Origin of the sequence: Serratia sp. T13T92, assembly GCF_047530105.1 — a bacterium.
Taxonomy (GTDB): domain Bacteria; phylum Pseudomonadota; class Gammaproteobacteria; order Enterobacterales; family Enterobacteriaceae; genus Chania; species Chania fonticola.
This window is the reverse complement of the sequence record NZ_JBLJAK010000049.1, coordinates 1-23,721: the sequence shown is the minus strand read 5'-3', so window position 1 is coordinate 23,721 and position 23,721 is coordinate 1. Positions and strand designations below refer to the sequence as shown.

Annotated in this window: 23 protein-coding genes; 12 read left to right on the top strand and 11 right to left on the bottom strand. The window is 56.5% G+C overall.

Translation table 11 applies throughout. The features are described 5' to 3' along the window. Positions 1-2: 2 nt before the first annotated feature. The 4 genes from livG to ACMV5I_RS25515 all read right to left on the bottom strand — a co-directional run bounded on the left by livG (position 3) and on the right by ACMV5I_RS25515 (position 4,237). Positions 3-770, bottom strand: coding sequence for a high-affinity branched-chain amino acid ABC transporter ATP-binding protein LivG (gene livG / locus ACMV5I_RS25530; RefSeq protein WP_024484631.1), 768 nt, complete (start codon positions 768-770; stop codon positions 3-5). Continuing rightward, positions 767-2,050 carry a high-affinity branched-chain amino acid ABC transporter permease LivM gene (locus tag ACMV5I_RS25525; protein WP_174333905.1) on the bottom strand — a complete coding sequence of 428 codons (1,284 nt, stop codon included), beginning with the start codon at positions 2,048-2,050 and terminating at the stop codon, positions 767-769. The genes livG and ACMV5I_RS25525 overlap by 4 nt, the downstream gene beginning before the upstream one ends. Further along, positions 2,047-2,973 (bottom strand): high-affinity branched-chain amino acid ABC transporter permease LivH, encoded by a 927-nt coding sequence (gene livH, locus ACMV5I_RS25520; RefSeq protein WP_024484633.1) that lies wholly within the window; start codon positions 2,971-2,973, stop codon positions 2,047-2,049. Before livH ends, ACMV5I_RS25525 begins: the two co-directional genes overlap by 4 nt. 148 nt (positions 2,974-3,121) lie before the next feature. Beyond that, complete coding sequence (locus ACMV5I_RS25515; protein ID WP_261147642.1) at positions 3,122-4,237, bottom strand: branched-chain amino acid ABC transporter substrate-binding protein; 1,116 nt, start codon at positions 4,235-4,237, stop codon at positions 3,122-3,124. 463 nt (positions 4,238-4,700) lie between these two features. On the opposite strand from ACMV5I_RS25515, the gene panM reads away from it, so the two are divergent. From panM to ACMV5I_RS25500, 3 genes are read left to right on the top strand one after another with little or no spacing between them, the layout of a single operon-like run. After that, on the top strand, positions 4,701-5,093 hold the full coding sequence (gene panM, locus ACMV5I_RS25510) for an aspartate 1-decarboxylase autocleavage activator PanM (RefSeq protein WP_024484635.1): 393 nt from the start codon (positions 4,701-4,703) through the stop codon (positions 5,091-5,093). Next, positions 5,090-6,307 carry a DUF3142 domain-containing protein gene (locus ACMV5I_RS25505; RefSeq protein WP_414825543.1) on the top strand — a complete coding sequence of 406 codons (1,218 nt, stop codon included), beginning with the start codon at positions 5,090-5,092 and terminating at the stop codon, positions 6,305-6,307. Before panM ends, ACMV5I_RS25505 begins: the two co-directional genes overlap by 4 nt. Then, on the top strand, positions 6,294-8,369 hold the full coding sequence (locus tag ACMV5I_RS25500) for a hypothetical protein (RefSeq protein ID WP_414825542.1): 2,076 nt from the start codon (positions 6,294-6,296) through the stop codon (positions 8,367-8,369). The genes ACMV5I_RS25505 and ACMV5I_RS25500 overlap by 14 nt, the downstream gene beginning before the upstream one ends. 304 nt (positions 8,370-8,673) lie before the next feature. Here ACMV5I_RS25500 and rpoH read toward each other — a convergent pair whose 3' ends face one another. From rpoH to ftsY, 4 genes are all read right to left on the bottom strand, one after another. Next, on the bottom strand, positions 8,674-9,531 hold the full coding sequence (gene rpoH, locus ACMV5I_RS25495; RefSeq protein ID WP_021181503.1) for an RNA polymerase sigma factor RpoH: 858 nt from the start codon (positions 9,529-9,531) through the stop codon (positions 8,674-8,676). A 314-nt stretch (positions 9,532-9,845) separates the two neighbouring features. Beyond that, the gene (ftsX, locus tag ACMV5I_RS25490) at positions 9,846-10,799 is read right to left on the bottom strand and encodes a permease-like cell division protein FtsX (protein ID WP_024484638.1); all 954 of its coding nucleotides are present in this window, start codon (positions 10,797-10,799) and stop codon (positions 9,846-9,848) included. After that, complete coding sequence (gene ftsE / locus ACMV5I_RS25485) at positions 10,789-11,460, bottom strand: cell division ATP-binding protein FtsE (protein ID WP_021181505.1); 672 nt, start codon at positions 11,458-11,460, stop codon at positions 10,789-10,791. The genes ftsX and ftsE overlap by 11 nt, the downstream gene beginning before the upstream one ends. A gap of 5 nt (positions 11,461-11,465) precedes the next feature. Beyond that, positions 11,466-13,073, bottom strand: a complete 1,608-nt coding sequence (gene ftsY / locus ACMV5I_RS25480; protein ID WP_261147637.1) for a signal recognition particle-docking protein FtsY — start codon at positions 13,071-13,073, stop codon at positions 11,466-11,468. A gap of 229 nt (positions 13,074-13,302) precedes the next feature. On the opposite strand from ftsY, the gene rsmD reads away from it, so the two are divergent. Further along, on the top strand, positions 13,303-13,926 hold the full coding sequence (rsmD, locus tag ACMV5I_RS25475; protein ID WP_024484640.1) for a 16S rRNA (guanine(966)-N(2))-methyltransferase: 624 nt from the start codon (positions 13,303-13,305) through the stop codon (positions 13,924-13,926). Further along, positions 13,916-14,188: a DUF1145 family protein gene (locus tag ACMV5I_RS25470; RefSeq protein WP_021181508.1), complete on the top strand. Its 273-nt coding sequence runs from the start codon at positions 13,916-13,918 to the stop codon at positions 14,186-14,188. The genes rsmD and ACMV5I_RS25470 overlap by 11 nt, the downstream gene beginning before the upstream one ends. 29 nt (positions 14,189-14,217) lie before the next feature. Here the strand turns inward: ACMV5I_RS25470 and ACMV5I_RS25465 are convergent, their stop codons facing one another. Next, the gene (locus tag ACMV5I_RS25465; protein WP_021181509.1) at positions 14,218-14,577 is read right to left on the bottom strand and encodes a DUF2500 domain-containing protein; all 360 of its coding nucleotides are present in this window, start codon (positions 14,575-14,577) and stop codon (positions 14,218-14,220) included. 164 nt (positions 14,578-14,741) lie between these two features. On the opposite strand from ACMV5I_RS25465, the gene ACMV5I_RS25460 reads away from it, so the two are divergent. From ACMV5I_RS25460 to ACMV5I_RS25440, 5 genes are all read left to right on the top strand, one after another. Further along, positions 14,742-15,368: a lysoplasmalogenase gene (locus tag ACMV5I_RS25460; protein ID WP_024484642.1), complete on the top strand. Its 627-nt coding sequence runs from the start codon at positions 14,742-14,744 to the stop codon at positions 15,366-15,368. Positions 15,369-15,509: 141 nt separating this feature from the next. Further along, positions 15,510-17,846, top strand: a complete 2,337-nt coding sequence (locus tag ACMV5I_RS25455) for a zinc/cadmium/mercury/lead-transporting ATPase (RefSeq protein WP_414825541.1) — start codon at positions 15,510-15,512, stop codon at positions 17,844-17,846. Positions 17,847-18,223: 377 nt separating this feature from the next. Continuing rightward, a complete protein-coding gene (locus ACMV5I_RS25450; protein WP_414825546.1) occupies positions 18,224-19,087 on the top strand; it encodes a hypothetical protein in 864 nt (287 codons plus the stop codon). Then, a complete protein-coding gene (locus ACMV5I_RS25445) occupies positions 19,087-20,223 on the top strand; it encodes a BamA/TamA family outer membrane protein (protein WP_414825540.1) in 1,137 nt (378 codons plus the stop codon). The genes ACMV5I_RS25450 and ACMV5I_RS25445 overlap by 1 nt, the downstream gene beginning before the upstream one ends. Further along, positions 20,223-21,344 (top strand): DUF4056 domain-containing protein, encoded by a 1,122-nt coding sequence (locus ACMV5I_RS25440; protein WP_414825539.1) that lies wholly within the window; start codon positions 20,223-20,225, stop codon positions 21,342-21,344. Before ACMV5I_RS25445 ends, ACMV5I_RS25440 begins: the two co-directional genes overlap by 1 nt. Positions 21,345-21,359: 15 nt before the next feature. Here ACMV5I_RS25440 and tusA read toward each other — a convergent pair whose 3' ends face one another. Next, positions 21,360-21,611 carry a sulfurtransferase TusA gene (tusA, locus tag ACMV5I_RS25435; protein WP_024484647.1) on the bottom strand — a complete coding sequence of 84 codons (252 nt, stop codon included), beginning with the start codon at positions 21,609-21,611 and terminating at the stop codon, positions 21,360-21,362. A 197-nt stretch (positions 21,612-21,808) separates the two neighbouring features. Between tusA and ACMV5I_RS25430 the strand changes: the two genes are divergently transcribed. Together ACMV5I_RS25430 and ACMV5I_RS25425 are read left to right on the top strand one after the other, a co-directional pair. Further along, entirely contained in the window at positions 21,809-22,474 is a 666-nt protein-coding gene (locus ACMV5I_RS25430) for a 7-cyano-7-deazaguanine/7-aminomethyl-7-deazaguanine transporter (RefSeq protein WP_024484648.1), read from the top strand. A 418-nt stretch (positions 22,475-22,892) separates the two neighbouring features. Continuing rightward, a complete protein-coding gene (locus ACMV5I_RS25425) occupies positions 22,893-23,459 on the top strand; it encodes a DcrB family lipoprotein (protein WP_021181515.1) in 567 nt (188 codons plus the stop codon). A 72-nt stretch (positions 23,460-23,531) separates the two neighbouring features. On the opposite strand, the gene ACMV5I_RS25420 is transcribed toward ACMV5I_RS25425, so the two are convergent. Beyond that, positions 23,532-23,721: hypothetical protein (locus tag ACMV5I_RS25420; RefSeq protein WP_414825538.1), on the bottom strand; the 190-nt coding region annotated here is incomplete at its 5' end.

Below are 23,721 nucleotides of genomic sequence, written 5' to 3'. Positions count from 1 at the left end.
GCTTATTCGCCCAGATAGGCCCGGATCACGTCCGGGTTATTGCGGATTTCTGCCGGTGTGCCTTGCGCCAACGGCGTTCCCTGATTCACCACGTAGATGCGATCGGAAATCCCCATCACCAGTTTCATATCGTGCTCAATCAACAGCACCGACACCTGGTGCTGGTCACGCAGCTCGACGATCAGGTGATCCAGCTCATCGGTTTCTTTCGGGTTCAGGCCCGCCGCCGGTTCATCCAGCATCAATAGTTCCGGGCGCGTTACCATGCAGCGGGCGATCTCCAGCCGACGCTGCTGGCCATAGGCCAGATTACCCGCCGAACGGTTAGCCATGTCTAAAAGACCCACACGCTCCAGCCACACCGCCGCACGCTCCAGCGCATCGGCCTCTGCACGGCGGAACGCCGGGGTTTTCAGCAAACCGGCAAACACGCCACTTTTCAGATGCTGATGTTGGGCCACCAGCAGGTTTTCAATCACCGTCATTTCGCGGAACAGCCGCACGTGCTGGAAAGTGCGCACCACGCCCATGCGGGCAATAGTCTGGCCTGAAAGCCCTTCCAGATGGCGATCGCGCAGTTTGATGGTGCCGCTGGTCGGGCGATAGAACCCGGTCAGGCAGTTGAACACCGTGGTCTTGCCTGCGCCGTTCGGGCCAATCAACGAAACAATCTCACCTTGATGCAGTTCCAGCGCGACGTTGTTTACCGCCAGCAAACCGCCAAAACGCATCGAAAGCCCGGCTACCGCCAGTAAAGGTTGAGTACTCATGCCTGCTCCCCCTTCACGGCTTTGATATCAGCCACTTTCAGCTTCAACTGCGGGCGTTTCATCGGCAGCAGCCCCTGTGGCCGCCAAATCATCATCAATACCATCAGCGCCCCTAGCAGCAACATGCTGTATTCATTCAGATCGCGCATCATCTCACGGGACACTACCAGCAGGATCGCCGCCAGGATCACCGCAAACTGTGAGCCCATGCCGCCCAACACCACGATCGCCAGCACAAAGGCCGACTCCACAAAGGTGAAAGATTCCGGGCTGACAAACCCCTGACGTGCGGCAAACAGCGTACCGGCGAAACCGGCAAAGGCGGCACTGATGGTGAAGGCGGTCAGTTTGATTTTGGTCGGGCTCAAGCCCAGTGAACGGCAGGCGATTTCATCTTCGCGCAACGCTTCCCAGGCACGGCCCAGCGGCATGCGTAGCAGGCGGTTAATCACAAACAGCGTCAATATCACCAGCAGCAGCGCTACCAGGTAGAGGAACACGATGCGGTCACTGGGATCGTATTTCAGGCCAAAGAAGTTATGGAAGGTATCCCAGCCGCCATCGCGAGCACTGCGGTTAAACTCCAGACCAAAAAAGGTAGGTTTCGGGATCTGGCTGATGCCGTTCGGCCCGCCGGTAATTTCGGTGTTGTTCAGCAGCAGAATACGGACGATTTCACCAAAGCCGAGCGTGACGATCGCCAGATAGTCTCCCCGCAGGCGTAATACCGGGAAACCAAGCAGGAAGCCGAAGATGGCGGTGACAATCCCCGCCAGCGGCAGGCTTTCCCAGAACCCCAGGCCGTAGTAATGGTTCAGCAATGCGTAGGTATAAGCACCGATGGCGTAAAAGCCGCCGTAACCCAGCACCAACAGGCCGGAAAGGCCGACCACCACGTTCAGGCCCAGCCCCAGCATCACGTAGATCAGCGTCAGGGTGGCAATATCCACCGTGCCGCGCGATACCAGGAACGGCCAGATGACGGCGGCAATGATGATCGCCGCTGCCAGCACCTTCTGGCGCATGGTGGAACCGTCAAAGCTGGGTAATACGAACGACGGGCCGGAGATTTTCTTCATCCCATGCTGCATCAGCGGACGCAGCAGTTGGAAGAAGAACACCACCACACAACCGATACCAATCCACATCCAGCGCACTTCGGCAGCACCGTGCACCACCAGCTTGGTACCGTCGAGGCTCAGTTGCATCCCCATCAGGAAGGAGGCCATGACAAACAGGACGAGCGTGGCAATACAGGCGTTAAGCAGACCGAGTTTCATACTTTCTCAACCTCCGGACGCCCAAGGATGCCGGTTGGCATCACCAGCAACACCACAATCAGCAAGGCGAAGGACACCGCGTCTTTGTATTCGGTGCTCAGATAGGCCGAGGTGAGCGCTTCAGCCACGCCCAGCACCAGCCCACCGATCATCGCCCCAGGAATGCTACCAATCCCGCCCAGTACCGCCGCGGTGAAGGCTTTCATCCCGGCCATAAAGCCGATGTAAGGGTTGATCACGCCGTAGAACTGGCCGAGTAGCACGCCCGCCACCGCCGCCATCACCGCGCCGATCACGAAGGTGAGCGAAATCACCCGGTCGGTATTGATACCCAGCAAGCTGGCCATCTTCAAATCTTCCGCACAGGCACGGCAGGCGCGGCCCATACGCGAATAACGGATAAACATCGTCAGTGCCAGCATCGCCAGGAAGGTGACCACCCAGATGATGAGCTGCATGGTGCTGATGGTCGCGGCAAAGCCGTTGCTCTCACCCAACACCCATTGGCCGGTGACCAGGCTTGGCAGCGCCACATCACGCGAACCCTGCGTCAGGCTGACGTAGTTTTGCAGGAATATCGACATCCCGATGGCGGAGATCAGCGCAATCAGGCGCTTGGAGCTGCGCACCGGTTTGTAGGCCACCCGCTCGATGCTCCAGCCATAGGCGCTGGCAATCACGATCGACACCAGGAACGCTGCGCCGATCAGCAGCCAACCCACGTCGATGCCGATCATCATCAGGGCGGCGATCACGATAAAGGAGACATAGCTGCCGATCATATATACCTCGCCGTGGGCGAAGTTGATCATGCCGATAATGCCGTAGACCATGGTGTAACCGATGGCGATCAATGCATAGGTGCTGCCCAGCGTCACGCCGTTGAACATCTGCTGCAGAAAATAGAGAAACTGCTCTGACATACTCTGACCTTCTAAGGTGTTGTACTGGCCGACAAAGAGCGGCCCAACGGCCTGCTGACGTTGCAGGCACCGGGAATACCCGGTTTGTAGATTTTGCTGTCAAGGTGTCCTCCGCGCCCAAAAAACGCAGAGGCCACCTTAAACTGGCTTATTTTATCGGCGTTGATGAGCCGTCGGCATGCCATTCAAACACCCCGAACTCGAAGCCTTTCAGATCGCCTTTATCATCCCAGCTCAGTGGCCCCATCACGGTTGCCACCGGTTGGCCGGTTTTCAGATCTTTGACGATATCTGCCGGTTCCTGGCTACCGCTGCGCTCCATCCCGGTGACCAGCGATTGCAGTGCTGCATAGGTGGTCCAGACAAATGGCCCTGTCGGATCCAGCTTCTTGGCTTTTAGTGCATCAACCACCGGCTGGTTGGCTGGCACCTGATCGTAACGTTTTGGCAGCGTCACCAGCATGCCTTCAGACGCGGCACCGGCGATGTTGGACAGCGAGGAGTTACCCACACCTTCTGGCCCCATGAAGCGAGTAGTCATGCCCGCCTGTTTGGCCTGACGCAGGATCTGCCCCATCTCCGGGTAGTAACCGCCGAAATAGACGAAATCGACGTTTTCTTTCTTCAGACGAGCTACCAAGGTAGAGAAATCTTTATCCCCAGCGGTGATACCTTCAAACAGCACTACGTCGGTACCCTGCTTTTTCAGGCTGTCACGCACTGAACGCGCCAGGCCTTCACCGTATTGCTGCTTGTCGTGGACCACAGCGATACGCTTGGGCTTGATTTCGTTGAGGATGTAGCTGGCAGCCGTTGGGCCTTGATCGGAATCCAGGCCGGTGGTGCGCATGATCATCTTGTAACCACGGGTGGTCAGATCGGCGTTGGTCGCCGCCGGGGTGATCATGATCACGCCTTCATCTTCATAGATGTCGGAGGCTGGCTGGGTCGAAGAAGAGCACAGGTGGCCGATCACGTAACGAATGCCGTCATTGATGACCTTGTTGGCTACCGCTACCGCCTGTTTCGGGTCACAGGCATCGTCATACTCTACCGCCACCAGCTTATCGCCCTTGATACCGCCTTTGGCGTTGATATCGGCAATCGCCTGACGCGCACCGGTGAACTCCATATCACCATACTGCGCCACCGGGCCGGACATGGCGCCCACTACGGCAATCTTGATGTCTTTTGCCACAGCGACATGGCCGATAGCCATCGCGATACAACCGGCCAGCAGCGCTTTACCCTTTGTTAATTTCATCCGCATATTCCCCATCTGTCGTTGTGAGTGTTTCTGTTGTATTTGTCACACCTAATCATTGTTTCTACCCGGCAGATTGCAAGTAACGGCCAACTGACTGTGGCTTGCAAAACACCGGTAAATCGCTTTTATCTATAAGTAATAATGATTTAGGTGGATTCGCGACAATATTTTCTAATAAGACTTTATTTTTCATGCCATTAAACAGGAGTTTTCTTCTGCAAAGCAACTCCCAGCACCAGAAACAAGCGGTGTAAACAGGATAAAATCCGGATTAAATCTGCGCCGTTTAGCGCAAGGAACAGCGCGATGTGCTGGTTAACATGCCATTAACTAACCGTTTACTCGGAAAATGCCCGCAGCAAAAAACATTTCACGCAGACCTCGTATAGAAAAACTTACACAACGCTCTGTGCAAGATCCATTACACTGTCGACATCCCTTATCGGTGCGGAAATCCGGCATGAAACTGACCATTGAACGCTTGACCAGCTTATCCCCACAAGACCTTATCGACCTTGGTAAAATCTGGCCACATCAACAGCCTGAGCAGTGGCTAAGCTGGCTGGAGGAGGGTAAAGCACTGTTTGCCGCCCGTTTTAACGAACGGCTGCTGGGGGCGGTAAAAATCGAGATAGCGGGCCAGAGCGCCCAATTGCACGATCTGCTGGTGCGCGAAGTGACACGCCGCCGTGGCGTGGGGCTGTATCTGATGGAAGATACCCAACGCCAATTACCACAGGTGCAACATTGGCAACTGGATACAGCCGGGTTGGCCGCACGTGAACGAGGCGAGGTCGGCAACTTTATGCGTGCCTGCGGCTTCCAGGCTCAGGGCGATTGCTGGCAAAAATGAAACGTTGGATAGCTCTGATCGTCATTATGCTGCTCGCAGTCATGGCCTGGTTTGCAGGGCGCTACCAGGCCATGAATCTTCATCAACCTTGGGATCAGCAGGCCTACGTTTGGCAAAGGGTGTGGACACCTCAGCATGCCGAGGCGTTGGATGCCAGCCGTGACCTGTTTACTACCCTGCGCGTGTTGGGTTTGCAGGTGCATCCTCGTGAGGGTTTCCGGGACATCACGGTCAATACCGCCCTGCTGAAACAGGATGGCCGCCCGCTATGGCTGGTAGTGCGGGTAGACGGGCAACTGATGCAGTTGGATGAGGCCGCCATCTATGCACGTCTGCAGCAACAGCTGCAACGCTGGCAGGCGGCCGGTTTACCGGTGATTGGCGTGGAGATCGACCATGACGCCGCTACCGCACGGCTGCCCAAATATCAACAATTCCTGCGCCAACTGCGCCAACGGCTTCCCTCTTCATTACAGCTAGGCATCACCGCCCTGCCCGCCTGGATCGGCTCCCCAGCGCTGCCTGGCGTACTGCAACAGGTAGACAGCTCGGTGCTTCAGGTGCATGCGGTGCTCTCCCCCACACAAGGTTTATTCGACGGCCGGTTGGCGCAGGAGTGGACACGCCAGTACGCGCGCCTTAGCCCTAAACCCTTCCGTATCGCCCTGCCAGCCTACGGCATGGCTCTGCTAGGGTTCGATGCCCAGGGGGCTCTGGTTGAGAGCGAAGTCTCGCAGCGCGTGGCTGGCAAAATCCAGGAATTGACTGTAGCACCGCAACAGGTTGCCGATTTCTTGCAGCAGCTCGCACAACGCCCACTGCCACATCTGCGCGGCATTATCTGGTTCCGCCTGCCGCTGGAAAACGATCGCCGCGCCTGGTCGATGGCTACGCTACGGGCAGTGATCCAACAGCAGCCATTGCTCGCCAACTGGCAGGTAAAATTTTTGCCGCAGCCACAGCAAAATGGGCTGTATGATTTGATTATCGAGAATCAGGGACCGGTGGATGCACCGTTACCGCGTGAGATCCACATTCAGGCCGAAGGTTGCCTGGCCGCCGACGCGGTAGGCCATTACCAGTTGGCAACGCCATCGGCCCCCCAACGCTTTATCCGCATTAGCGGCGATCAGCTACGAGCAGGGCAATCACGCCCCTTGGGCTGGCTACGCTGCCAACAGATCACGCCAGGAGGCACCCATGTCATACCTTGATTTGCACACAACAGGGCACCGTCGCCGTGCGCTGCCGTTAGCATCACTGATCGCTGCGGCATTGCTGGTGCCGCTGAGCGGCCAGGCCTGTGGGCCAGACTTCCCCAACCGCCTGCTGGTTAACCGCAACGGCACCCTGCTGTATATGCCTGAGGGCAACTTCGCTTTCGAAGCCACCCGTCTGGTGCCGGTAGACCCGCAGCTGCCACGCTGGCAGGCTCCGGCTCCGGCGACACCGCCAAAACCAATGCCCCTCTCGCCGGAACAGCAAGCCATTGCCCAGATGCGGGCAACCCAGACCGTTGAAGAAGCCGACGCGGTGAATGCGCAAGGGCTATCTAATGCCGCGCGCTTATATACGCTGGGGGCAGTGGCTTTTGCCGCAGAAGATCCCCGGGCGTCGCAATATTTCCAGCAGGTGTTGGCGTTGCCAGCCGCCGAGCAGGAAGCATGGGGGTTACGGGCACAATACTCGCTTGGCCGCCTGCTGATGGGCGATCATGGCACGCCGGAAAACGAATCCGGTAGCGAGCCGGTGGTGAAACATCCGGAGAAAGCACAGCTTGAGCAGGCCTTGGCCGCCTTCCAACAGGTGATCGACCAGGTGAAAAGTGGCACCGCCGATCCCGATCAACTGGCTCTTAGTAGCCTGGGCCAGCAAGCACGTATTCATTTGTGGCTCGGGGAAATCGCTCCGGCGGCACAGCTATATGCTCAGCAGGCCGCCCAAGGCGATCCCGATGGTGGTCTCTCGCTGCAGTATATCTCCACCTATATGGTCAACCCGCAGCATGTGGAGGCGTTAAAACAGGCCATTCACGATCCGTTGGTGCAGCAGTTGGTCACCATTGAGCTGTTCGCCCGCAGCAGTAACCTGGAGATGTCCGGCATCATTAACGGTGAGACCGGCGCCAAACAGCTTGTCAATCAGACCCTGACGCTGCTGAATGACTCGGTTAAAAGTGGTTTCACCGGTAGCGACCGGCTGGCGGCGCTGGCCTATCGTTCCGGGCAATATGCCATGGCGGCCAACCTGCTGAAAAATGCGGGTGATGGCGGTTTAGCCTGGTGGTTACGTGCCAAAATGGCCTTGCGTGATGGTGATGTGAAAGCCGCCACTGCCGCCTATGCCAAAGCCGCAGCCGCATTCCCTACGGATGAAAGCTGGGGGGAGCAGCGTAACGAAGACTTCGCAGCCGAAATGATCGTGCCGGATTGCCGAGTTGCCGGCGAGCAGGCCATTCTGGCGCTGAACCGTGGCGACTATCTGCAAGCGATGGACCTGATGTATCGCGGTAAAGAAAACTACTGGGCAGACGTGGCGGATATCGCCGAGCGGGTGCTGACGGTCGATGAGCTGAAAGGCTTTGTGGATAAGCATGCACCAGCGCCCACCACGCCGCTCAAGCCGGTCAAACCCGATGAATACAATGGCGAGCGGATCACCCAAGAGGTTCAACTGCGTGAATTGCTGGCACGGCGCATGATGCGCGCTGGCCGCTATGAGGAGGCGGTGAACTACTTTGCCATTCCGAACTATCGCCAAGCGGCGCAGGACTTTGCCAACCTGATGAAAGCGGCGAAGGATAAATCGGCAGATAAGAACGCACGCGCCAAAAGCTACTATCAGGCGGCGGCGCTGTTGCGCTCGCAGGGGTTGGATTTCACCGGTTACGAAATGACGCCGGATTACAATATTTATGGCGCGGGGTATTCCTATCTGGGGGATGCTTTCAACACCAAGGATATCAAAGACAAGAGTTGGATCAGCGCGGCGGAAGCGGCGCGGGCCAAGAAATCGTTGCCAGATGCGGATAACCGCTTCCTGCATTACCGCTGGCAGGCGGTGGATCTGGCGCAAAAGGCCGCCGATCTGCTGCCACCGAAAAGCCAGGCCTACGCTGCCGTGCTGTGTAATGCCGCTGGTTGGGTGATAGCCCGCGACGCCAAGACCGGCCGGGCGCTGTATCAGCGTTATATCAAGAACGGCACCCAGTTTGAGTGGGGAACCAAGTTTGGTTACAACTGCCCGGCACCGGAGTTTGATACCGCAGCCAACTAGTGAACCGACCCCTCACCCTAACCCTCTCCCACAGGGAGAGGGGACCGCCCGTGCCACAAATTAATCTCTGAGTTTGTTCTGCTGCCCCCTATCGCCCCCTTCCCCACAGAAGCAGGTATTAGCGTGCTACAAGTTATCTCCTGCATCTAACTGAGGCTCCGGGCTAGCTCCCTCTCCCCCACACAAGTGTTTATGACGCCCTCGGGCATACAGTGGGAGAGGGCTGGGGTGAGGGGTAAAGCCGTGTGACAAAAACAGAAAAGCCCGGCAAGCCGGGCTTTTCGAGCGTTAAGCGCTATCGGTATCAGGCTTCGATCGCCATCTTCAGTTTCTTCATGGCGTTCTTTTCCAACTGGCGTACACGCTCGGCGGAAACGCCGTACTGATCGGCCAGCTCCTGCAGGGTGGACTTGTTGTCGTCGTCCAACCAACGGGCGCGAATGATATGCTGGCTACGCTCGTCCAGACCTTCCAGCGCGTAGGCCAGTTTGTCTGCGGCGTTGCTTTCCCAGTTATCTTCTTCGATCCCTTCGGCAAAGTCCGAGCTTTTATCTTGCAGGTAGAGCATCGGGGCCATGGCATGACCGTCACGCCCTTCGTCTTCCGGCGTTGGGTCAAAGGTCATGTCCTGTGCCGCCATGCGCGACTCCATCTCACGCACGTCTTTGCTGGTGACACCCAGCTCGCGCGCGACCAGCTCCACTTCATCCTGATTGAACCAGCCCAGACGCTGCTTGGTTTTACGCAGGTTGAAGAACAGCTTGCGCTGTGCCTTGGTGGTCGCCACTTTGACGATACGCCAGTTACGCAGCACGTATTCGTGAATTTCTGCCTTGATCCAATGCACCGCAAAGGACACCAGACGTACGCCAACCTCTGGGTTGAAGCGACGCACGGCCTTCATCAGGCCGATATTACCTTCCTGGATAAGATCTGCCACCGGCAAACCGTACCCTGAATAGTTACGGGCAATATGAGCGACAAAGCGCAGGTGAGACAGGATGAGCTGCTTAGCTGCTTCCAGATCGCCCTGATAATGCAGCCGTTCAGCCAGTTCCCGCTCTTCCTCTGCCGTCAGCATCGGATAGGTGTTGGCTGCCCGCAGGTAGGCTTCCAAGCTGCCCTGTGGGACTAAGGCTAAAGTGCGCATTTCTTTGGTCATTCAAAACCCTCTCTTGATAAAACTGGTCATGCAGGTGATTTCACGGCGGGGAGCTATTGATCTTGCGGCAGTTGCTGTTGCAAAAGCGGGTCCACACGCCGGGCACCTAAACATTTGCTGCAGATTTGGACCGTGCTCAACCCCAAAAGTTCACCGTTTTTCACACACAGTGCACACGACAATACGTCATGCAAGCTCAGGTTGATTGGGAATTTGTGCGTTTGAGAAGAGATCGGAGATGTTGAGGTCTGGCAGCTCTTCTCCCGCAGCACGGCAACCGGGCCGCAGCAGGAGAAGAGTATACCAAAAATTCACTATTGTGGTGTAAATCGGCGTAAATGTTGCACGGTGGCCAACCAGGCGGCAATCCAGCCGATCATCGCCGAAATCAGCAGCAGCAACAGCGCCTCATCCCAACCCAGGCCATGCAGGGTAAAGGTGGTGCCAAATACCTTCGCCACGTTGGTCACTACCGACTCCAGCTTCCACACCAGTGCACCAGATAGAACCAGCGACAACAGCGCGCCGAAGAAGCCGAGCATTGCACCACCGTTGAGGAATGGCCGCAGGATAAAGCCGTCGGTAGCACCGATCAGTTTCATCACGTTGATGGTATCGCGACGGCTGAAGATGCTCAGACGCACGCTGTTACCAATCACCAGGAACACCGCCACCACCATCAGTATGCCGATCATCAAGGCCACCTGGCCCACTAACCCGGTCAGCGCCGCCAGGCGGGCAAACCAGCTGTCGTCCATCCTGACTTCATCTACGCCCTGCACCGCCGCCACGCGATCGCGCAGGGTGGTGAGCGTATCGGAACTCTGGAAACTCATCTGCGGCGTAACAATCGCCACGGCTGGCAGTGGGTTTTCTTCCAGCATATCCAGCGCGCCACCAAAACCAGACCAGTTGCGGAACTCGCCCCGCGCCTCTTCACGCGACAGATAGTTCACCTTCTCCACCCCGGCCTCGGCCTTGATGGCATCCAGTACTTTGACCGCCGCGTCATCGTCGAGGGATTTATCCAGATACACCGTCAGCTGTGGCGTTGGGTACCACTGTGTCGCCGCGGTACTGACGTTCTTCCAGACGATGTAGCAAACGCTCGGCAGCGTCAGAGAGATGGCGATGACCATCACGGTCAGCAGCGTTGCCAGCGGTTGGCGCAGCATATCGGCAATGGCGTTCATCCAGGCATAGCGCCACTGTTCACGCCAGCCACCGCGCAGTGCCTTGCTCTTGGCGGTTTTTGCATTATTCGCCATGCTGTGCCCCCCCTACCATACGGCCCTGGCTCAGCGTCAGGATGCGGTAATTGCGCCGGGCGATCAGCCCGGTGTCGTGGGTTGCCATCAGCACCGTCACCCCAACGCGGTTAAATTCTTCAAACAGGCGCAGGATCCCTTCCGACAGGGCGTCGTCCAGGTTACCGGTCGGTTCATCCGCCAACAGCACCGCTGGCTTGTTCACCACCGCGCGGGCAATGCCAACGCGTTGCTGCTCACCACCGGAAAGCTGAATGGGGAAGTTCTTCGCTTTATCCAGCAGCCCGACCTTGTCCAGCGCAGCCGAAACGCGGCGACGGATATCTTCGGTACTGGCTCCGGCGATGACCAGCGGCATCGCCACGTTGTCATACACCGTACGATCCAGCAGCAGATGGTGATCCTGGAAAATCATGCCGATCTGGCGGCGCAGGAAAGGCACCTCGCGGTTTTTCAACCGGCTGATGTCATGCCCGCCAAACCAGATATGACCGGCGCTTGGCCGCTCAATCCCACAAATCAGTTTCAGCAGGGTACTTTTCCCCGCGCCGGAATGGCCGGTCAGAAACGCCATCTCCGCCGGACGTAGATGAAAATCTACCCCCTGCAGGGCTTGCCGTCCGCCCAGATAAGCTTTACTGACCTGTTCAAAGCGAATCATCCGTATCAATCCTCTCGGGCAAAAAGTGCCTCAATAAAGTCATCAGCCTTAAACGGCCGCAAATCTTCGATGCCTTCACCAACGCCGATGTAACGGATCGGGATAGTAAACTGATCGGCGATGGAGAAGATCACCCCGCCTTTGGCGGTACCGTCCAGTTTAGTCAGCGTTATGCCGGTCAGGCCCACGGCTTCATTAAATAATTTCGCCTGGTTAACCGCATTTTGTCCGGTGCTGGCATCCAGAGTCAGCATAACCTCATGGGGGGCCTGCTCGTCCAGTTTTTTCATCACCCGCACGATCTTCTTCAGCTCTTCCATCAGGTGCGCCTTGTTCTGCAGGCGACCGGCGGTATCGGCGATCAGCACATCGATATTACGGGCTTTAGCCGCCTGCACCGCGTCGAAGATCACCGAAGCGGAGTCGGCACCGGTATGCTGAGCGATGACCGGAATGCGGTTACGTTCGCCCCAGACCTGCAACTGCTCAACCGCTGCGGCGCGGAAAGTGTCGCCTGCGGCCAGCATCACCGATTTACCTTCGGCCTGGAACTGACGCGCCAGCTTGCCGATGGTGGTGGTTTTACCCACGCCGTTGACGCCAACCATCAGGATCACGAACGGCGTTTTGCCACCGACATCCAGTGGCTGATCCACCTTGGCGAGAATTTCCGCCATCTCTTCTTTCAGTTTGCCATACAGCGATTCGGCGTCTTTCAGCTGCTTACGGCTGGCGTGCAGAGTAAGAGACTCAATGATTTTACGAGTGGTTTCTACACCAACGTCGGCGATTAACAGCTGTTCTTCCAGCTCTTCGAACAGATCGTCGTCGATCTTCTTGCCGCGGAACAGGCCGATAAAACCGGAGCCCAGGTTCTGTTTGGTTTTCAGCAGGCTGCGTTTAAGACGGGCGAAGAAGCCTTCTTTGCTAGGGCGCTCTTGTTCTTGCGTTACCGCCGGAGCCAGCAGCTCAGGCTGTTCAGGTTCCAGTTCTGGCTCGATAACCTCTTCAATCACCTCTGGCTCAGGCTCGATAATTTCGGCAGGCACTTCGATTACCGCTTCAATCACCTCTGGCTCAGGTTCGATAATCTCGGCAGGCGCTTCGATTACCGCTTCAATCACTTCTGGCTCAGGTTCGATAATCTCGGCAGGCGCTTCGATTACCGCTTCAATCACTTCCGGCTCTGGCTCGATAATCTCAGCAGGCACTTCGATAACCGCTTCAATCACTTCCGGCTCTGGCTCGATAATTTCTGCAGGCGCCTCGATAATCGCTTCAATCAGCTCTGGTTCTTCTGCTTGCAGCTCAGGCTGTTGCGCTACGGTAACTTCTTCGATCGCTACCGGCTCAGCGTGGTGTTCATCCAGCGGCAGGATATTTTCGGTGATAGGCTCGCCGCTCAGGCTGCTATCCCACTCCCCTGGGGTATCTTTGGTGGCGGCTGGTGCAGATTCCTGGGGAGGAAGCTTATCGTCCAGTTTGGGGGCAGCCGGGGTTTCTGCGGCCTGCTGTTCCGCCGGTTCTACGGCAGATTCAGGTTGTTGCTGCTCTTCTTCCTTCTGGCCGAAGCCCAGCCAGGAGAAAAACCCACGTTTTTTATCTTTTGCCATGTTCTGACCCTACTCCGTACCAATGGCTTGCAAATGCGAAAATTTAATTCGCCGAGTCTATCACTTTCCCTGGCACAGCAACACGCATCGGCAATGCTTTCATAGAGGTAGTTTTGCTGTCCCCCCCGGCCTACACTGCGCCCCATCGCCTACGGGCTGCAACTTATTAACGATTGGGTATAGAATAGCGGTAACTTTTCGTTAACCCCGCAACTGATTAAGACTCTTTATGGCAAAACAACCACCGCGCGGCGCGCTCAAAAAACCGCAGACGGCCTCCGCTGGCCAGATCCGCATCATCGGCGGCCAATGGCGCGGGCGCAAACTGCCGGTGCCCAACAGCGAAGGTCTGCGGCCAACCACCGACCGCGTACGCGAAACCTTGTTCAACTGGTTAGCCCCGGTGATCCGTGGGGCTCGCTGTCTGGACTGCTTCGCGGGTAGCGGTGCGTTGGGGTTGGAAGCCTTGTCGCGCTATGCCGAAAGCGCCACGCTGCTGGAATACGAACGGTCAGTAGCCCAACAGCTGGGGAAAAACCTGGCGCTGTTGCAAGGCAATGGCAGCGTCGTGAATACCAACGCTTTGACCTGGCTGGCAGGCAACGGGCAACCTTTTGACGTGGTGTTTCTCGATCCCCCGTTCCGCAAAGGGTTGCTGGCCGATACCGTCACGCTGTTGGAACAACAGGGCTGGTTAGCGAACGAGGCCTGGATTTACGTCGAGGCCGAAGCTGAAAGCGCCGCCACCGATGTTCCTGCGACTTGGACACTACACCGCGAGAAGGTCGCCGGCCAGGTAGCCTACCGCCTTTATCTCCGCACTCTTGAAGAGAAAACCGAACATGCTGATTAATCTGGGCCGTCTGCTGATGCTGTGCGTGTGGGGCTTTCTGCTCACCAACCTGTTTCACCCGTACCCCAAGCCGCTGACCTACTTCATCAACGTAGCCTTGTTCTTTATGGTAGTGATGCACGGCCTACAGCTGGTGCTACTGAAATCCACCCAACCGAAAGATCAGCCCATCAGCCGCTGGCTGGAAACCAAGATCTTTATTTTTGGCGTGTTTGAGCTGCTGGACTGGCAGAAAAAGCAGCCGCCACTGAAGAAAAAATAGCCTTTTAACGGGCGCAGCATGCGGCGCCCCTACGACTTCTGCGCCGTGAAGGAGATAAAGCGGGTGCCCTGCAGGCTCAGCGTACCCTGAGCGCCTTTATCTATCTGATTATATTGCTGCTGCGGCAACGGTATTTTGATCTCGCTGCCGCCCGTCAACGGACGGAAGTACACTTCGTAACGCATATCTTCCACCACGATATTTTCCCGCTGACGCGAACGACGATTCGGCGAGGGGAACTCACGCTTGGCGCTGACCTCCACCTGTAATGTACGCACCGGCTGGCGGTCATTATCCGCATCCTGGCGGCGTTTGTTGAGGTATTGGCGAGTCGCCAACACCGCAATCAGCGCGATCACGGCAACAAAGAACAACGGTGGCTTACTCATTGACGGTTTTCCTTTTTTTACCCGGCGAATTTCATTCACGCCTAAAACCGCGTAAACATAGCATTCAGAAGAAAGCATTGTCGAACCCACGCGCGCTGCTTACACTGAGAAAGTGACAACCTGGAGTTGGTTATCCCGGCTCCTATCATAAATAAGGAAGACATATGAGTTGGCCGTTCCTTGCCGTATTTTTTTCCGGTTGGTTGTTCGTTGATGCCTCCTACCGCGGCCCGCGCTGGCAGCGCTGGGTGTTTAAACCGGTCACCTTGCTGCTGTTGCTGTTATTGGCCTGGCAGGCTCCGGTATTGGGCCCTGCGGGTTACCTGATCGTTTTGGGCCTGTTGGCAACGCTGGCGGGTGACGCCTTGCTGCTGTTGCCACGTGAGCGGGTGCTTTACGCCATCGGCGCTTTCTTCCTCTCACACCTGCTGTATACCCTGAGCTTTGCCAGCCAGATGACCTTCAGCCTGTTCTGGCCCTTGCCGCTGGTGCTGCTGATAATTGGCGCGCTGCTGCTGGCCATCATCTGGAGCCGGTTGGAAGAGATGCGCTGGCCGATCGCCACGCTGGTCGCCATGACGCTGCTGATGGTGTGGCTGGCGGGGGAACAATATTTCCTGCGCAGTACCGACTTTGGCTTCTCGTTGCTAGCGGGTACCTCGCTGCTGCTGTTGGCCAATATCGTCTGGCTGCTGAACCGCTACCGCTTTACCTTCCGCGCGGCAGATGCCGTGGTCGCCTTCTGCTACTTCTCCGGGCATTTCCTCATCGTCCGCTCGCTATATCTGTAATGGCAGGCTACGGATTCGGGCAACCGGATCCGTAGCCCCCCTGCAATTAACAATAATTCTCATATCGCGCTTGACTCTGGAGTCAGCTCCAAGGTGTAGAGTGCTGGTTGAGATGATATTGGATTGCCTGAAGGGGGCGCTATGCAGACTCATAAATCACATAATCACCAAGAGCATCAGCATCAAGAACATAGTCACGATCACGGCTGTGGCTGTAGTCATGACCATGCCAAAACCCAGCATGGCTGTAGCACTGAAAAAAACCCAGTGGGAGCAACTGCTGCCCATGACCATCAAGCGGCCCATGAGCACGGCACCAGCTGTTGCAGTAGCGATGGCCCCGACGACCCGGATGAGGAAAGCGACAGGCTGGCTGCCGTTCCCCCTTCCGGCAGCCAGCGTTTCAGTTGGAAAGTCACCGGCATGGATTGCCCGAGCTGTGCCAAGAAAATCGAAAATGCCGTGACGTCGATCCCCGGCGTCGACAGCGCTCGCGTGCTGTTTGCCACGGAAAAACTGGTGGTGGATGCCCAATCCGACGTCAGCATGCGGATCCAGGACGCGGTAAAACAGGCTGGCTTTACCCTGTTGGGAACTACCCCGGCGGCACAAGGCGATGAGCCGGAAGCCTCCCGGTTTGGTGAATACGGCCCTCTGATACTGCTCTCCGCGCTGATGGTACTCAGTTGGGTTCTCGACTTCTTCAACCCACGGCTGGGCGAAATTGCCTTCATCGCCACCACCTTGGTCGGCCTGGTGCCGATTGCCAGCAAAGCCTTGCGGCTGATTCGGTCAGGCACTCCGTTCGCCATAGAAACCCTGATGAGCGTTGCCGCCATCGGTGCGCTGTTTATCGGTGCCACCGCCGAAGCGGCCATGGTACTGCTGTTGTTTATGGTGGGGGAACTGCTGGAATCCTACGCGGCCAATCGTGCACGCCGTGGCGTGAAGGCATTGATGGAGTTGGTGCCGGAAGATGCTCTGCTTATCCAGGGCAGCGTACGTAAACGCGTGCCGGTGGCCAGCCTGCGCCCCGGTGACGTGATAGAGATCGCGCCCGGTGGCCGCTTGCCTGCCGATGCCGAATTGCTAAACCCGTTCGCCAGCTTTGACGAAAGCGCTTTAACCGGTGAATCCGTGCCGGTAGAGCGCCAACAGGGTCAGAAAGTGGCCGCTGGCAGCCTGTCCGTCGATCAGGCCGCGCAGATGAAGGTCACTTCCGAGCCGGGCAAAAATGCCATTGACCGTATCCTGCAGCTGATTGAAGAGGCCGAAGAGCGTCGGGCACCGATTGAACGCTTCCTCGATCGCTTCAGCCGTTACTACACCCCGGCGATCATGCTGCTGGCCGTGGCGGTGATCCTGGTGCCACCGCTGCTGTTTGCCGAACCTTGGGAGATGTGGATCTACCGGGGTCTGACCTTGCTGCTGATCGGTTGTCCGTGTGCCTTGGTGATCTCTACGCCAGCGGCCATCACCTCTGGCCTTGCGGCGGCCACACGCCGAGGTGCGCTGATTAAAGGTGGTGCGGCATTGGAACAGTTGGGCCAGGTGCAGACCATCGCGTTCGACAAAACCGGTACGCTGACCGAAGGCAAACCGACGGTGACCGATGTGCTGCCAGCAGCTGGCCTCAGCGAGCAGCAACTGCTGGCCATCGCAGCGGCTGTCGAAGCGGGTTCACACCACCCATTGGCACAGGCGATCGTCAACCGCGCAGCGGAAAACGGGGCCGCATTGCCACTGGCCGAAGGCCGCCGGGCTCTGGCGGGTATTGGGGTTGAGGGGAAGGTTGACGGTAAAACTATCCTGATCAGCGCTCCGGGCAAGTTGACGGAAAGCCAGTTGAGCAGCGAATGGCGCAGCCAGGTTGAGACGCTGGAAACGGCGGGTAAAACCGCAGTGGTGGTGTTAGAGGACGGGCAGCCTATCGGTTTGCTGGCGTTGCGTGACACCTTGCGTAGCGACGCTAAGCAGGCGATTGCCGAGTTGGCGCAGTTAGGCGTTCGTGGCGTGATGCTCACGGGTGATAACCCACGCGCAGCGGCCGCCATTGCCAATGAATTGGGGATCGATTACCGCGCCGGGTTAATGCCGGAAGACAAAGTGAACGCGGTAACCGAGCTGAGCAAGCTGCAACCTACCGCCATGATCGGCGACGGTATCAACGATGCCCCGGCAATGAAGGCCGCCAGCATTGGCATTGCGATGGGGAGCGGTACCGACGTGGCATTGGAAACGGCGGATGCCGCGCTGACGCACAACCGGTTGACCGGCGTTGCCGAGATGATCCGCATCTCCCGCGCTACACACGCCAATATTCGCCAGAACATTACCATTGCGCTTGGGCTGAAAGCGATTTTCCTTGTCACCACCCTGCTGGGGATGACCGGCCTGTGGCTGGCCGTATTGGCAGACTCTGGGGCAACCGCGCTGGTGACCGCCAACGCCTTACGGCTGTTGAAAAAACGTCAGTAAGACCATTCTATCGTCAGGGCGCAACCCACTGTGCCCTGACGTTCTTACCTGAAAAATAGCACGACCAAGACGCACTTAATGCCCCTATAAGCCACAGGACTTTAATATATTCTCCAAGCACCTTTACACTACATACCTATAAATTCTATGAATTTATCAGGGTAATGGTCGAGTTAATGAAACCACTGCATTCTTATAACATCCTGAATCTGATCGTCGTTACCTTCATTCCTTCCCTGGCTCTGGCGCAACAGCCTGATGCCGCCGCTACCGCACAGCTCATTGATGAAGCAAAACGCCCACCCTTCACCCAAGGTGCGGCGATACCAACCGCCCAACATAACGCACCAACGACAGCGCCCCAACCAGAACATCGTATGTTGCCGATTTGGGGGGATGAGGCTCGAGCCCGCGGCTATGAGCTGCCAGAGCCGTTCGGTATTGGCGTCAACTACATGAACATACGGCAGAATATCGATGTCGAGAGTATCAATTTTTCCGGACTAGGCCTGGGTTCGCTCGCCATTCCGTCGGATTTGTTCAACATCGGCGTTGGCAAAACCCGCGAACAGAGCAAAACGGAAACCATGCGTCTGGACACCTGGCTGCTCCCATTCCTCAACGTTTACGGCATTGTTGGCCATACCAAAGGCAGTTCGTTGTCTCAGGTCTCCGTGGACGCCGATCCCAGTAAATACAAAGGACTGGATCGTATCATCGCTTCTGCCGTGCACAGTCTGAACCAAAGCGGGCAACTGCGCGATCTGGACTTCAAGCTCGATTTTAAAGGCACCACTTACGGCGCAGGCGTCACGCTAGCCGGGGGCTATGAGAACTGGTTCACCACACTCGATACCAACTATACCCGTACCAGTTTCAATATCCTTGACGGCCAAATTTCGGCACTGACGGTGACACCCCGTGTCGGCTACCGCTTCCAAGTGCCCGGTATCCAAGGCCAAAGCAATCTGAACCTGTGGGTCGGCAGCATGTACCAGGATGTGCAGCAGGAGTTCAGAGGCAGCCTGTCTGATTTGCAGATGCCCGCAGCGCTTCAGCCCCTGATCGCCATCGCCAATCAGAAAGGAGAAGGCCGTTTCGACGTGAAGCAGCATCTGCAATCACCTTGGAATGTGCTGCTGGGTGCACAATATGAGGTCACGCAGCATTTCAACCTGTTGACCGAATTTGGCTTTAGCCAACGCAACAGCTTTATGGTCTCAGGTGAATATCGCTTCTGATGGCGATACCGCTTCGCTACCTGACGCTGCCCCTGCTCGCTCTGCTGTCCTGCGCCCATGCCGCTTTGCTGTCACGTCAGCAAGTTGATGGGATGTTAGCCCCTCTGGGTTCAGACAATCATTTCGACAGCAGTAAAACCATCGATTGGGGTGTGTTGCCCGGCCCGTTTTATACCCCAGAACTCGGTCTTGGCATCGGCACCGCTGTCGTGGGCATGTACCGGCCAGACAGCCTTGATAGCGTCAGCCAAAATTCGACGCTGGCGCTAAAGGGCTTTTTCAGCAGTACCGGTGCCTTCGGCGTTGGCTTTGAAAACTACAGCTTTTTCGCTAACGACCAATGGCGCTTCTTTGCCAGCGGCTCCCTGAATAATATGCCCACCTATTTCTGGGGCACCGGTTATCAAGCCGGGCGTCACGACGGCAATAAGGATAAATATACCCAGCAATCTTTCCAGATAGCGCCAGAGCTGCTGTATCTTATTGCCAATGCCACCTACGCGGGAGTTGGCTGGGATTTTTCTTCAACGCACGCCAGCGATCCCGATGGGGGAGAGAGCAGCCTGTTCAAAGCTCAAGCAGCGGGCACCTCATCGATCAGTTCAGGGATCAGTGGCTCGTTAAGCTACGATACGCGTGATTTCGTTTCTAATGCCAGCCGTGGCCAGTTTCTCAGCCTGAGCGACACCTATTTCGCGCCAGAATTTGGCGGCGATAGCCGCTTCAATACCCTTGAAGGCCAATACAACGCCTATTACAGTCTGAGTGAGAAGAGCGTATTGGCACTTGATGTCTACAGCCGTCTGACCACTGGCGATGTCCCCTGGGACAGATTATCTGAACTGGGTGACGACAAACGGATGCGAGGCTATTACCAAGGACGTTATCGCGACAGGAATACGTTCAGCGGCCAGGTTGAATATCGCCGCAAATTGAACTGGCGGCACGGTTATGTTCTTTGGGCAGGAGCCGGAACCCTAAGTCACAAAACCGGTGATCTGGGCCAAGGGCCTTGGTTGCCGACGGTGGGGGCTGGCTACCGTTTTGAATTCAAACCGCGGATGAACGTACGGCTCGATTTTGGGGTCGGGCGTGAAAGTAACGGGTTTTATTTTCAGGTAGGAGAAGCTTTTTAATGCGTTTTGTTGCGCTGATATTTTTGCTGCTGCTTAGCCCCATACTGCCGGCCAAGGCTCTGGAAACGCTGATCGCCTCGCAACCTACCCGTCAGAGCCCTCTTGCCTGGCCAGTGACCAAGCCACTCTCGCCACCAGATGGTTTGCGCCCTTGCTGCGCCTTTGGCTATAACCTCAAAGTACAGGCGTTAGGCATCCCGGTGCCGTTTTATCAATTGGGTAACGTCGTAGACGCCGATCGCCTTGGCGCACATCACTATAATGACAGCGCTTTCAATGCCGTCGGCAACTTGATGGGGTTGGGCAGTGAGCAATTGGGATTGGTCTACACCTATCGTGGGGGATTTATCGACATCGCTCACGTTCGCGATACCGCCGACAATACCCTGTTCCTGTTCAGCCAGTTGTTGCCTAAGCTGGGCCAGCAATGGACACTCGATCTTGGCCCGGAATTGGCAAAGCGTCGTATACAACTGAACGCCTTCACCCCACCGCAAGAAGCTGCCCAACGCTATACGTTAGCGGCTTATCTGGCCGGGGAACTCGCCTTCCAGATGGCGGCATGGCATGAAGTGGCACAGTGGTATGGCTACCAATCGGTGCCCGGATTTCCTGAAGAGATTTCGGCCTTTACGCCAGAGGATTTGTATTCCAACCTGCTAGGGGCAAGGTTGGCGATCGACGCTATCTTGCAAGGGCGCGCGGTATCCGTTGCCAGTTACAACAGCGCAATGGAGACACTGCTACCCGAGGCATTGCACCAGCTTGTCGCCGTTTCGATCACCGAAACCCAGCGGCAGTTTGACGGCATTGACGGCGACTGGTGGGACAGCCACCGCCGAGTACCGGAGAAATTTTTAGTCCTAAAACGGGATTACACCACCAGCAGCAATCGCCTGCCCAATCAGCCCCCCTTCGAGTATGCCGCTCCACAACGCCTGACGTTGCCGCTACAGATTGAGGGATTAACGCTGGCGAAACTGGCGGAGCTGCAACTCTGGCCAGGGGATTCCATGCACAACTTGCCAGCCCCGGCGCATTATTATCGCCCAGAGGATTTTAGTGGGTTGGCGTTACACGCGAGCGCACAGGACGCACGGCAGATACTGCAGAAACGTTAAGCTACCGCTTGGTGATTAACTCTCGAGCCCTTTGCGCAGCAGATAGCGATACGGGGCCTGCTCGGTTTCCTGGGCCACCAGCGTATGTTCCATAAAGCGGCAAAAGCCCGGGATGTCACGGGTGGTGGCCGGATCGTCGGCGATAATCAGCAAGGTTTTACCGTTATCCATATGGCGCACGGTTTTGCGCACCATCATGACCGGTTCCGGACAGCGCAGCCCCAGAGCGTCTAGCGTCTGGTCTGCCTGGGCAAAAATGTCAGTCATACATCTCTCTCGATCTAAAACGATCGGCGAACCCTCGCCGGATCTGATTACCCGCTAGTTTACGCCGGTAGTTTTTCTGCGCAAGATACGTTAACGTTTGCGTTAAATTTAACCATTGCATTGAATGCCCAAACGCGTACCATGTGCCGCGCAGTTAACAATGGGTTCCCTCACCCCACACTCAAAAAGGCTACATTATGTATTCGTTTACCGATCGACAACGCTTAATCGCGTTGGTCTGGCTATCGCTATTCCACATCGCCATCATTACTTCCAGCAACTACCTGGTGCAGTTGCCGATCAGCATTTTCGGCTTTCACACCACCTGGGGTGCCTTCACTTTTCCGTTTATCTTCCTGGCCACTGACCTGACAGTGCGGATCTTCGGTGCCCCGCTGGCACGCAGGATTATCCTTGCCGTGATGGTCCCGGCGCTGTTTATCTCCTATGTGATCTCCACCGTCACTTTCCAGGGCGAGTGGCAGGGTTTTGCCGCCTTGACCAGCTTCAACCTGTTTGTGGCGCGTATCGCCGCCGCCAGCTTTATGGCCTACGTGCTGGGCCAGATCCTGGACGTGCAGGTGTTCAACCGCCTACGCCAACGCAGCGCCTGGTGGGTTGCCCCCGCCGCGGCCATGTTCCTGGGCAATATCAGCGATACCCTGGCCTTCTTCTTTATCGCCTTCTACAAAAGCAGCGATCCCTTTATGGCCGCCAACTGGGTGGAAATCGCGCTGGTGGATTACAGCTTCAAAGTGCTGATCTGCCTGGTGTTCTTCCTGCCGATGTACGGGGTACTGCTCAATATGCTGCTCAAACGCCTGGCAGAACGCCAACCCGCCAACCGGTTTCAACTGAGTTAATTGACGGGCGCAGCATGCCGCGCCCCTACGTTTTGAGTCTGGAGGCGTTTGTCAGCAGTTTGCCAAAGAGTAACTTCTGCGCCTGACCAGGACTCCGCACTGGCCCCCTCACCCTACGTTGGGAGTTAATCAAATTGACGACCAAGGGGGCATTGTTGCTGAATTTTCAGGGGGGTCACACATGTTAGACCGTAGGGGCGCTGCATGCTGCGCCCGTTCAGCCGCGTTCACAAGGCGTTAAAAACCCACAAACCGTTCCGCGCCATGCTCTAATAATGCTCATTAACCACGAATATCAGATTTTCGCTCTAGAAAAGAAAGGCGAAGTAGACGAGTATCGTCTATTACTTAAAAAAAACCTGTGACATCTAGCCATACGGTCAACCAACTCTATCTGCAAAGGAATAAGGAACACCAGATGCGTAAAGTAACAAAATTGATGGGTATCGGCCTGTTAGTGCTTGGCCTGGCAGCCTGTGATAGCGCCACCAAAGACACTAATGCCCCCGCAGGCAGCGCAGCAGCCAGCGTCCCAACCGGGCAACAGGTGAGTTTATTGGATGGCAAGCTGACCTTTACCCTGCCAAACGGTTTGGCCGATCAGAGCGATAAGCTGACCAACCAGCCAACTAACGTGCACATCTATGCCGACAGCACAAACCAGCGTGCGGTGATCGTGATCGTTGCCGACAAGGCAGCGGGCGATCTGGACACCCTGGCCAAGCGCATGGAAGAGCAGCAACACTCCCGCGATGCCAACCTGCAGGTCATTACCAATAAAGCGGTTGAAATTAACGGCACGCCAATGCGCCAACTGGATACCGTGATCACCGTCGCAGGCCAAAAAGCCTACTCTGGCGTGCTGCTCGCTATGCTGCCAGACGGTAAGCAACTGACCCTGCAAATCACGCTGCCAGCGGATAACCAGCAGCAGTCTCAAAGTGTAGCGGCTGGCGTGTTCAATACGGTGAAGATCAAGCAGTAATCGAAGTGGGCCAGCATGCTGGCCCATTCAGACTGATGACGAACCCCATTATTTTGATGGGGTTCGTTGTTTTTAGCGACCGTAGGTCGCGATCGCGATATTTTCCCACCACACTGCTTTTCGCTTTTTCTGAGTGCCTCTATGGGGCTCCTGTCCTTCCATAAGCCCTTTCAGCCACTTATAAACAGCATAAAGAAGCGCCAGCAGCGCCATCTTCTTCATATTTTGCGCTGTCGCCGCAAGCAGACACTGCATCTGCACT

Coding starts and splice junctions, on each gene's coding strand:
- ACMV5I_RS25425 (WP_021181515.1), top strand. CDS start 22,893: ATGCGTAAAGTAACAAAATTGATGGGTATCGGCCTGTTAGTGCTTGGC.
- ACMV5I_RS25470 (WP_021181508.1), top strand. CDS start 13,916: ATGCTGATTAATCTGGGCCGTCTGCTGATGCTGTGCGTGTGGGGCTTT.
- rpoH (WP_021181503.1), bottom strand. CDS start 9,531: ATGACCAAAGAAATGCGCACTTTAGCCTTAGTCCCACAGGGCAGCTTG.
- livG (WP_024484631.1), bottom strand. CDS start 770: ATGAGTACTCAACCTTTACTGGCGGTAGCCGGGCTTTCGATGCGTTTT.
- tusA (WP_024484647.1), bottom strand. CDS start 21,611: ATGACTGACATTTTTGCCCAGGCAGACCAGACGCTAGACGCTCTGGGG.
- panM (WP_024484635.1), top strand. CDS start 4,701: ATGAAACTGACCATTGAACGCTTGACCAGCTTATCCCCACAAGACCTT.
- ftsX (WP_024484638.1), bottom strand. CDS start 10,799: ATGGCGAATAATGCAAAAACCGCCAAGAGCAAGGCACTGCGCGGTGGC.
- ftsY (WP_261147637.1), bottom strand. CDS start 13,073: ATGGCAAAAGATAAAAAACGTGGGTTTTTCTCCTGGCTGGGCTTCGGC.
- ACMV5I_RS25445 (WP_414825540.1), top strand. CDS start 19,087: ATGGCGATACCGCTTCGCTACCTGACGCTGCCCCTGCTCGCTCTGCTG.
- livH (WP_024484633.1), bottom strand. CDS start 2,973: ATGTCAGAGCAGTTTCTCTATTTTCTGCAGCAGATGTTCAACGGCGTG.
- ACMV5I_RS25450 (WP_414825546.1), top strand. CDS start 18,224: ATGTTGCCGATTTGGGGGGATGAGGCTCGAGCCCGCGGCTATGAGCTG.
- ACMV5I_RS25465 (WP_021181509.1), bottom strand. CDS start 14,577: ATGAGTAAGCCACCGTTGTTCTTTGTTGCCGTGATCGCGCTGATTGCG.
- ACMV5I_RS25500 (WP_414825542.1), top strand. CDS start 6,294: ATGTCATACCTTGATTTGCACACAACAGGGCACCGTCGCCGTGCGCTG.
- ACMV5I_RS25455 (WP_414825541.1), top strand. CDS start 15,510: ATGCAGACTCATAAATCACATAATCACCAAGAGCATCAGCATCAAGAA.
- ftsE (WP_021181505.1), bottom strand. CDS start 11,460: ATGATTCGCTTTGAACAGGTCAGTAAAGCTTATCTGGGCGGACGGCAA.
- rsmD (WP_024484640.1), top strand. CDS start 13,303: ATGGCAAAACAACCACCGCGCGGCGCGCTCAAAAAACCGCAGACGGCC.
- ACMV5I_RS25525 (WP_174333905.1), bottom strand. CDS start 2,050: ATGAAACTCGGTCTGCTTAACGCCTGTATTGCCACGCTCGTCCTGTTT.
- ACMV5I_RS25430 (WP_024484648.1), top strand. CDS start 21,809: ATGTATTCGTTTACCGATCGACAACGCTTAATCGCGTTGGTCTGGCTA.
- ACMV5I_RS25515 (WP_261147642.1), bottom strand. CDS start 4,237: ATGAAATTAACAAAGGGTAAAGCGCTGCTGGCCGGTTGTATCGCGATG.
- ACMV5I_RS25460 (WP_024484642.1), top strand. CDS start 14,742: ATGAGTTGGCCGTTCCTTGCCGTATTTTTTTCCGGTTGGTTGTTCGTT.
- ACMV5I_RS25505 (WP_414825543.1), top strand. CDS start 5,090: ATGAAACGTTGGATAGCTCTGATCGTCATTATGCTGCTCGCAGTCATG.
- ACMV5I_RS25440 (WP_414825539.1), top strand. CDS start 20,223: ATGCGTTTTGTTGCGCTGATATTTTTGCTGCTGCTTAGCCCCATACTG.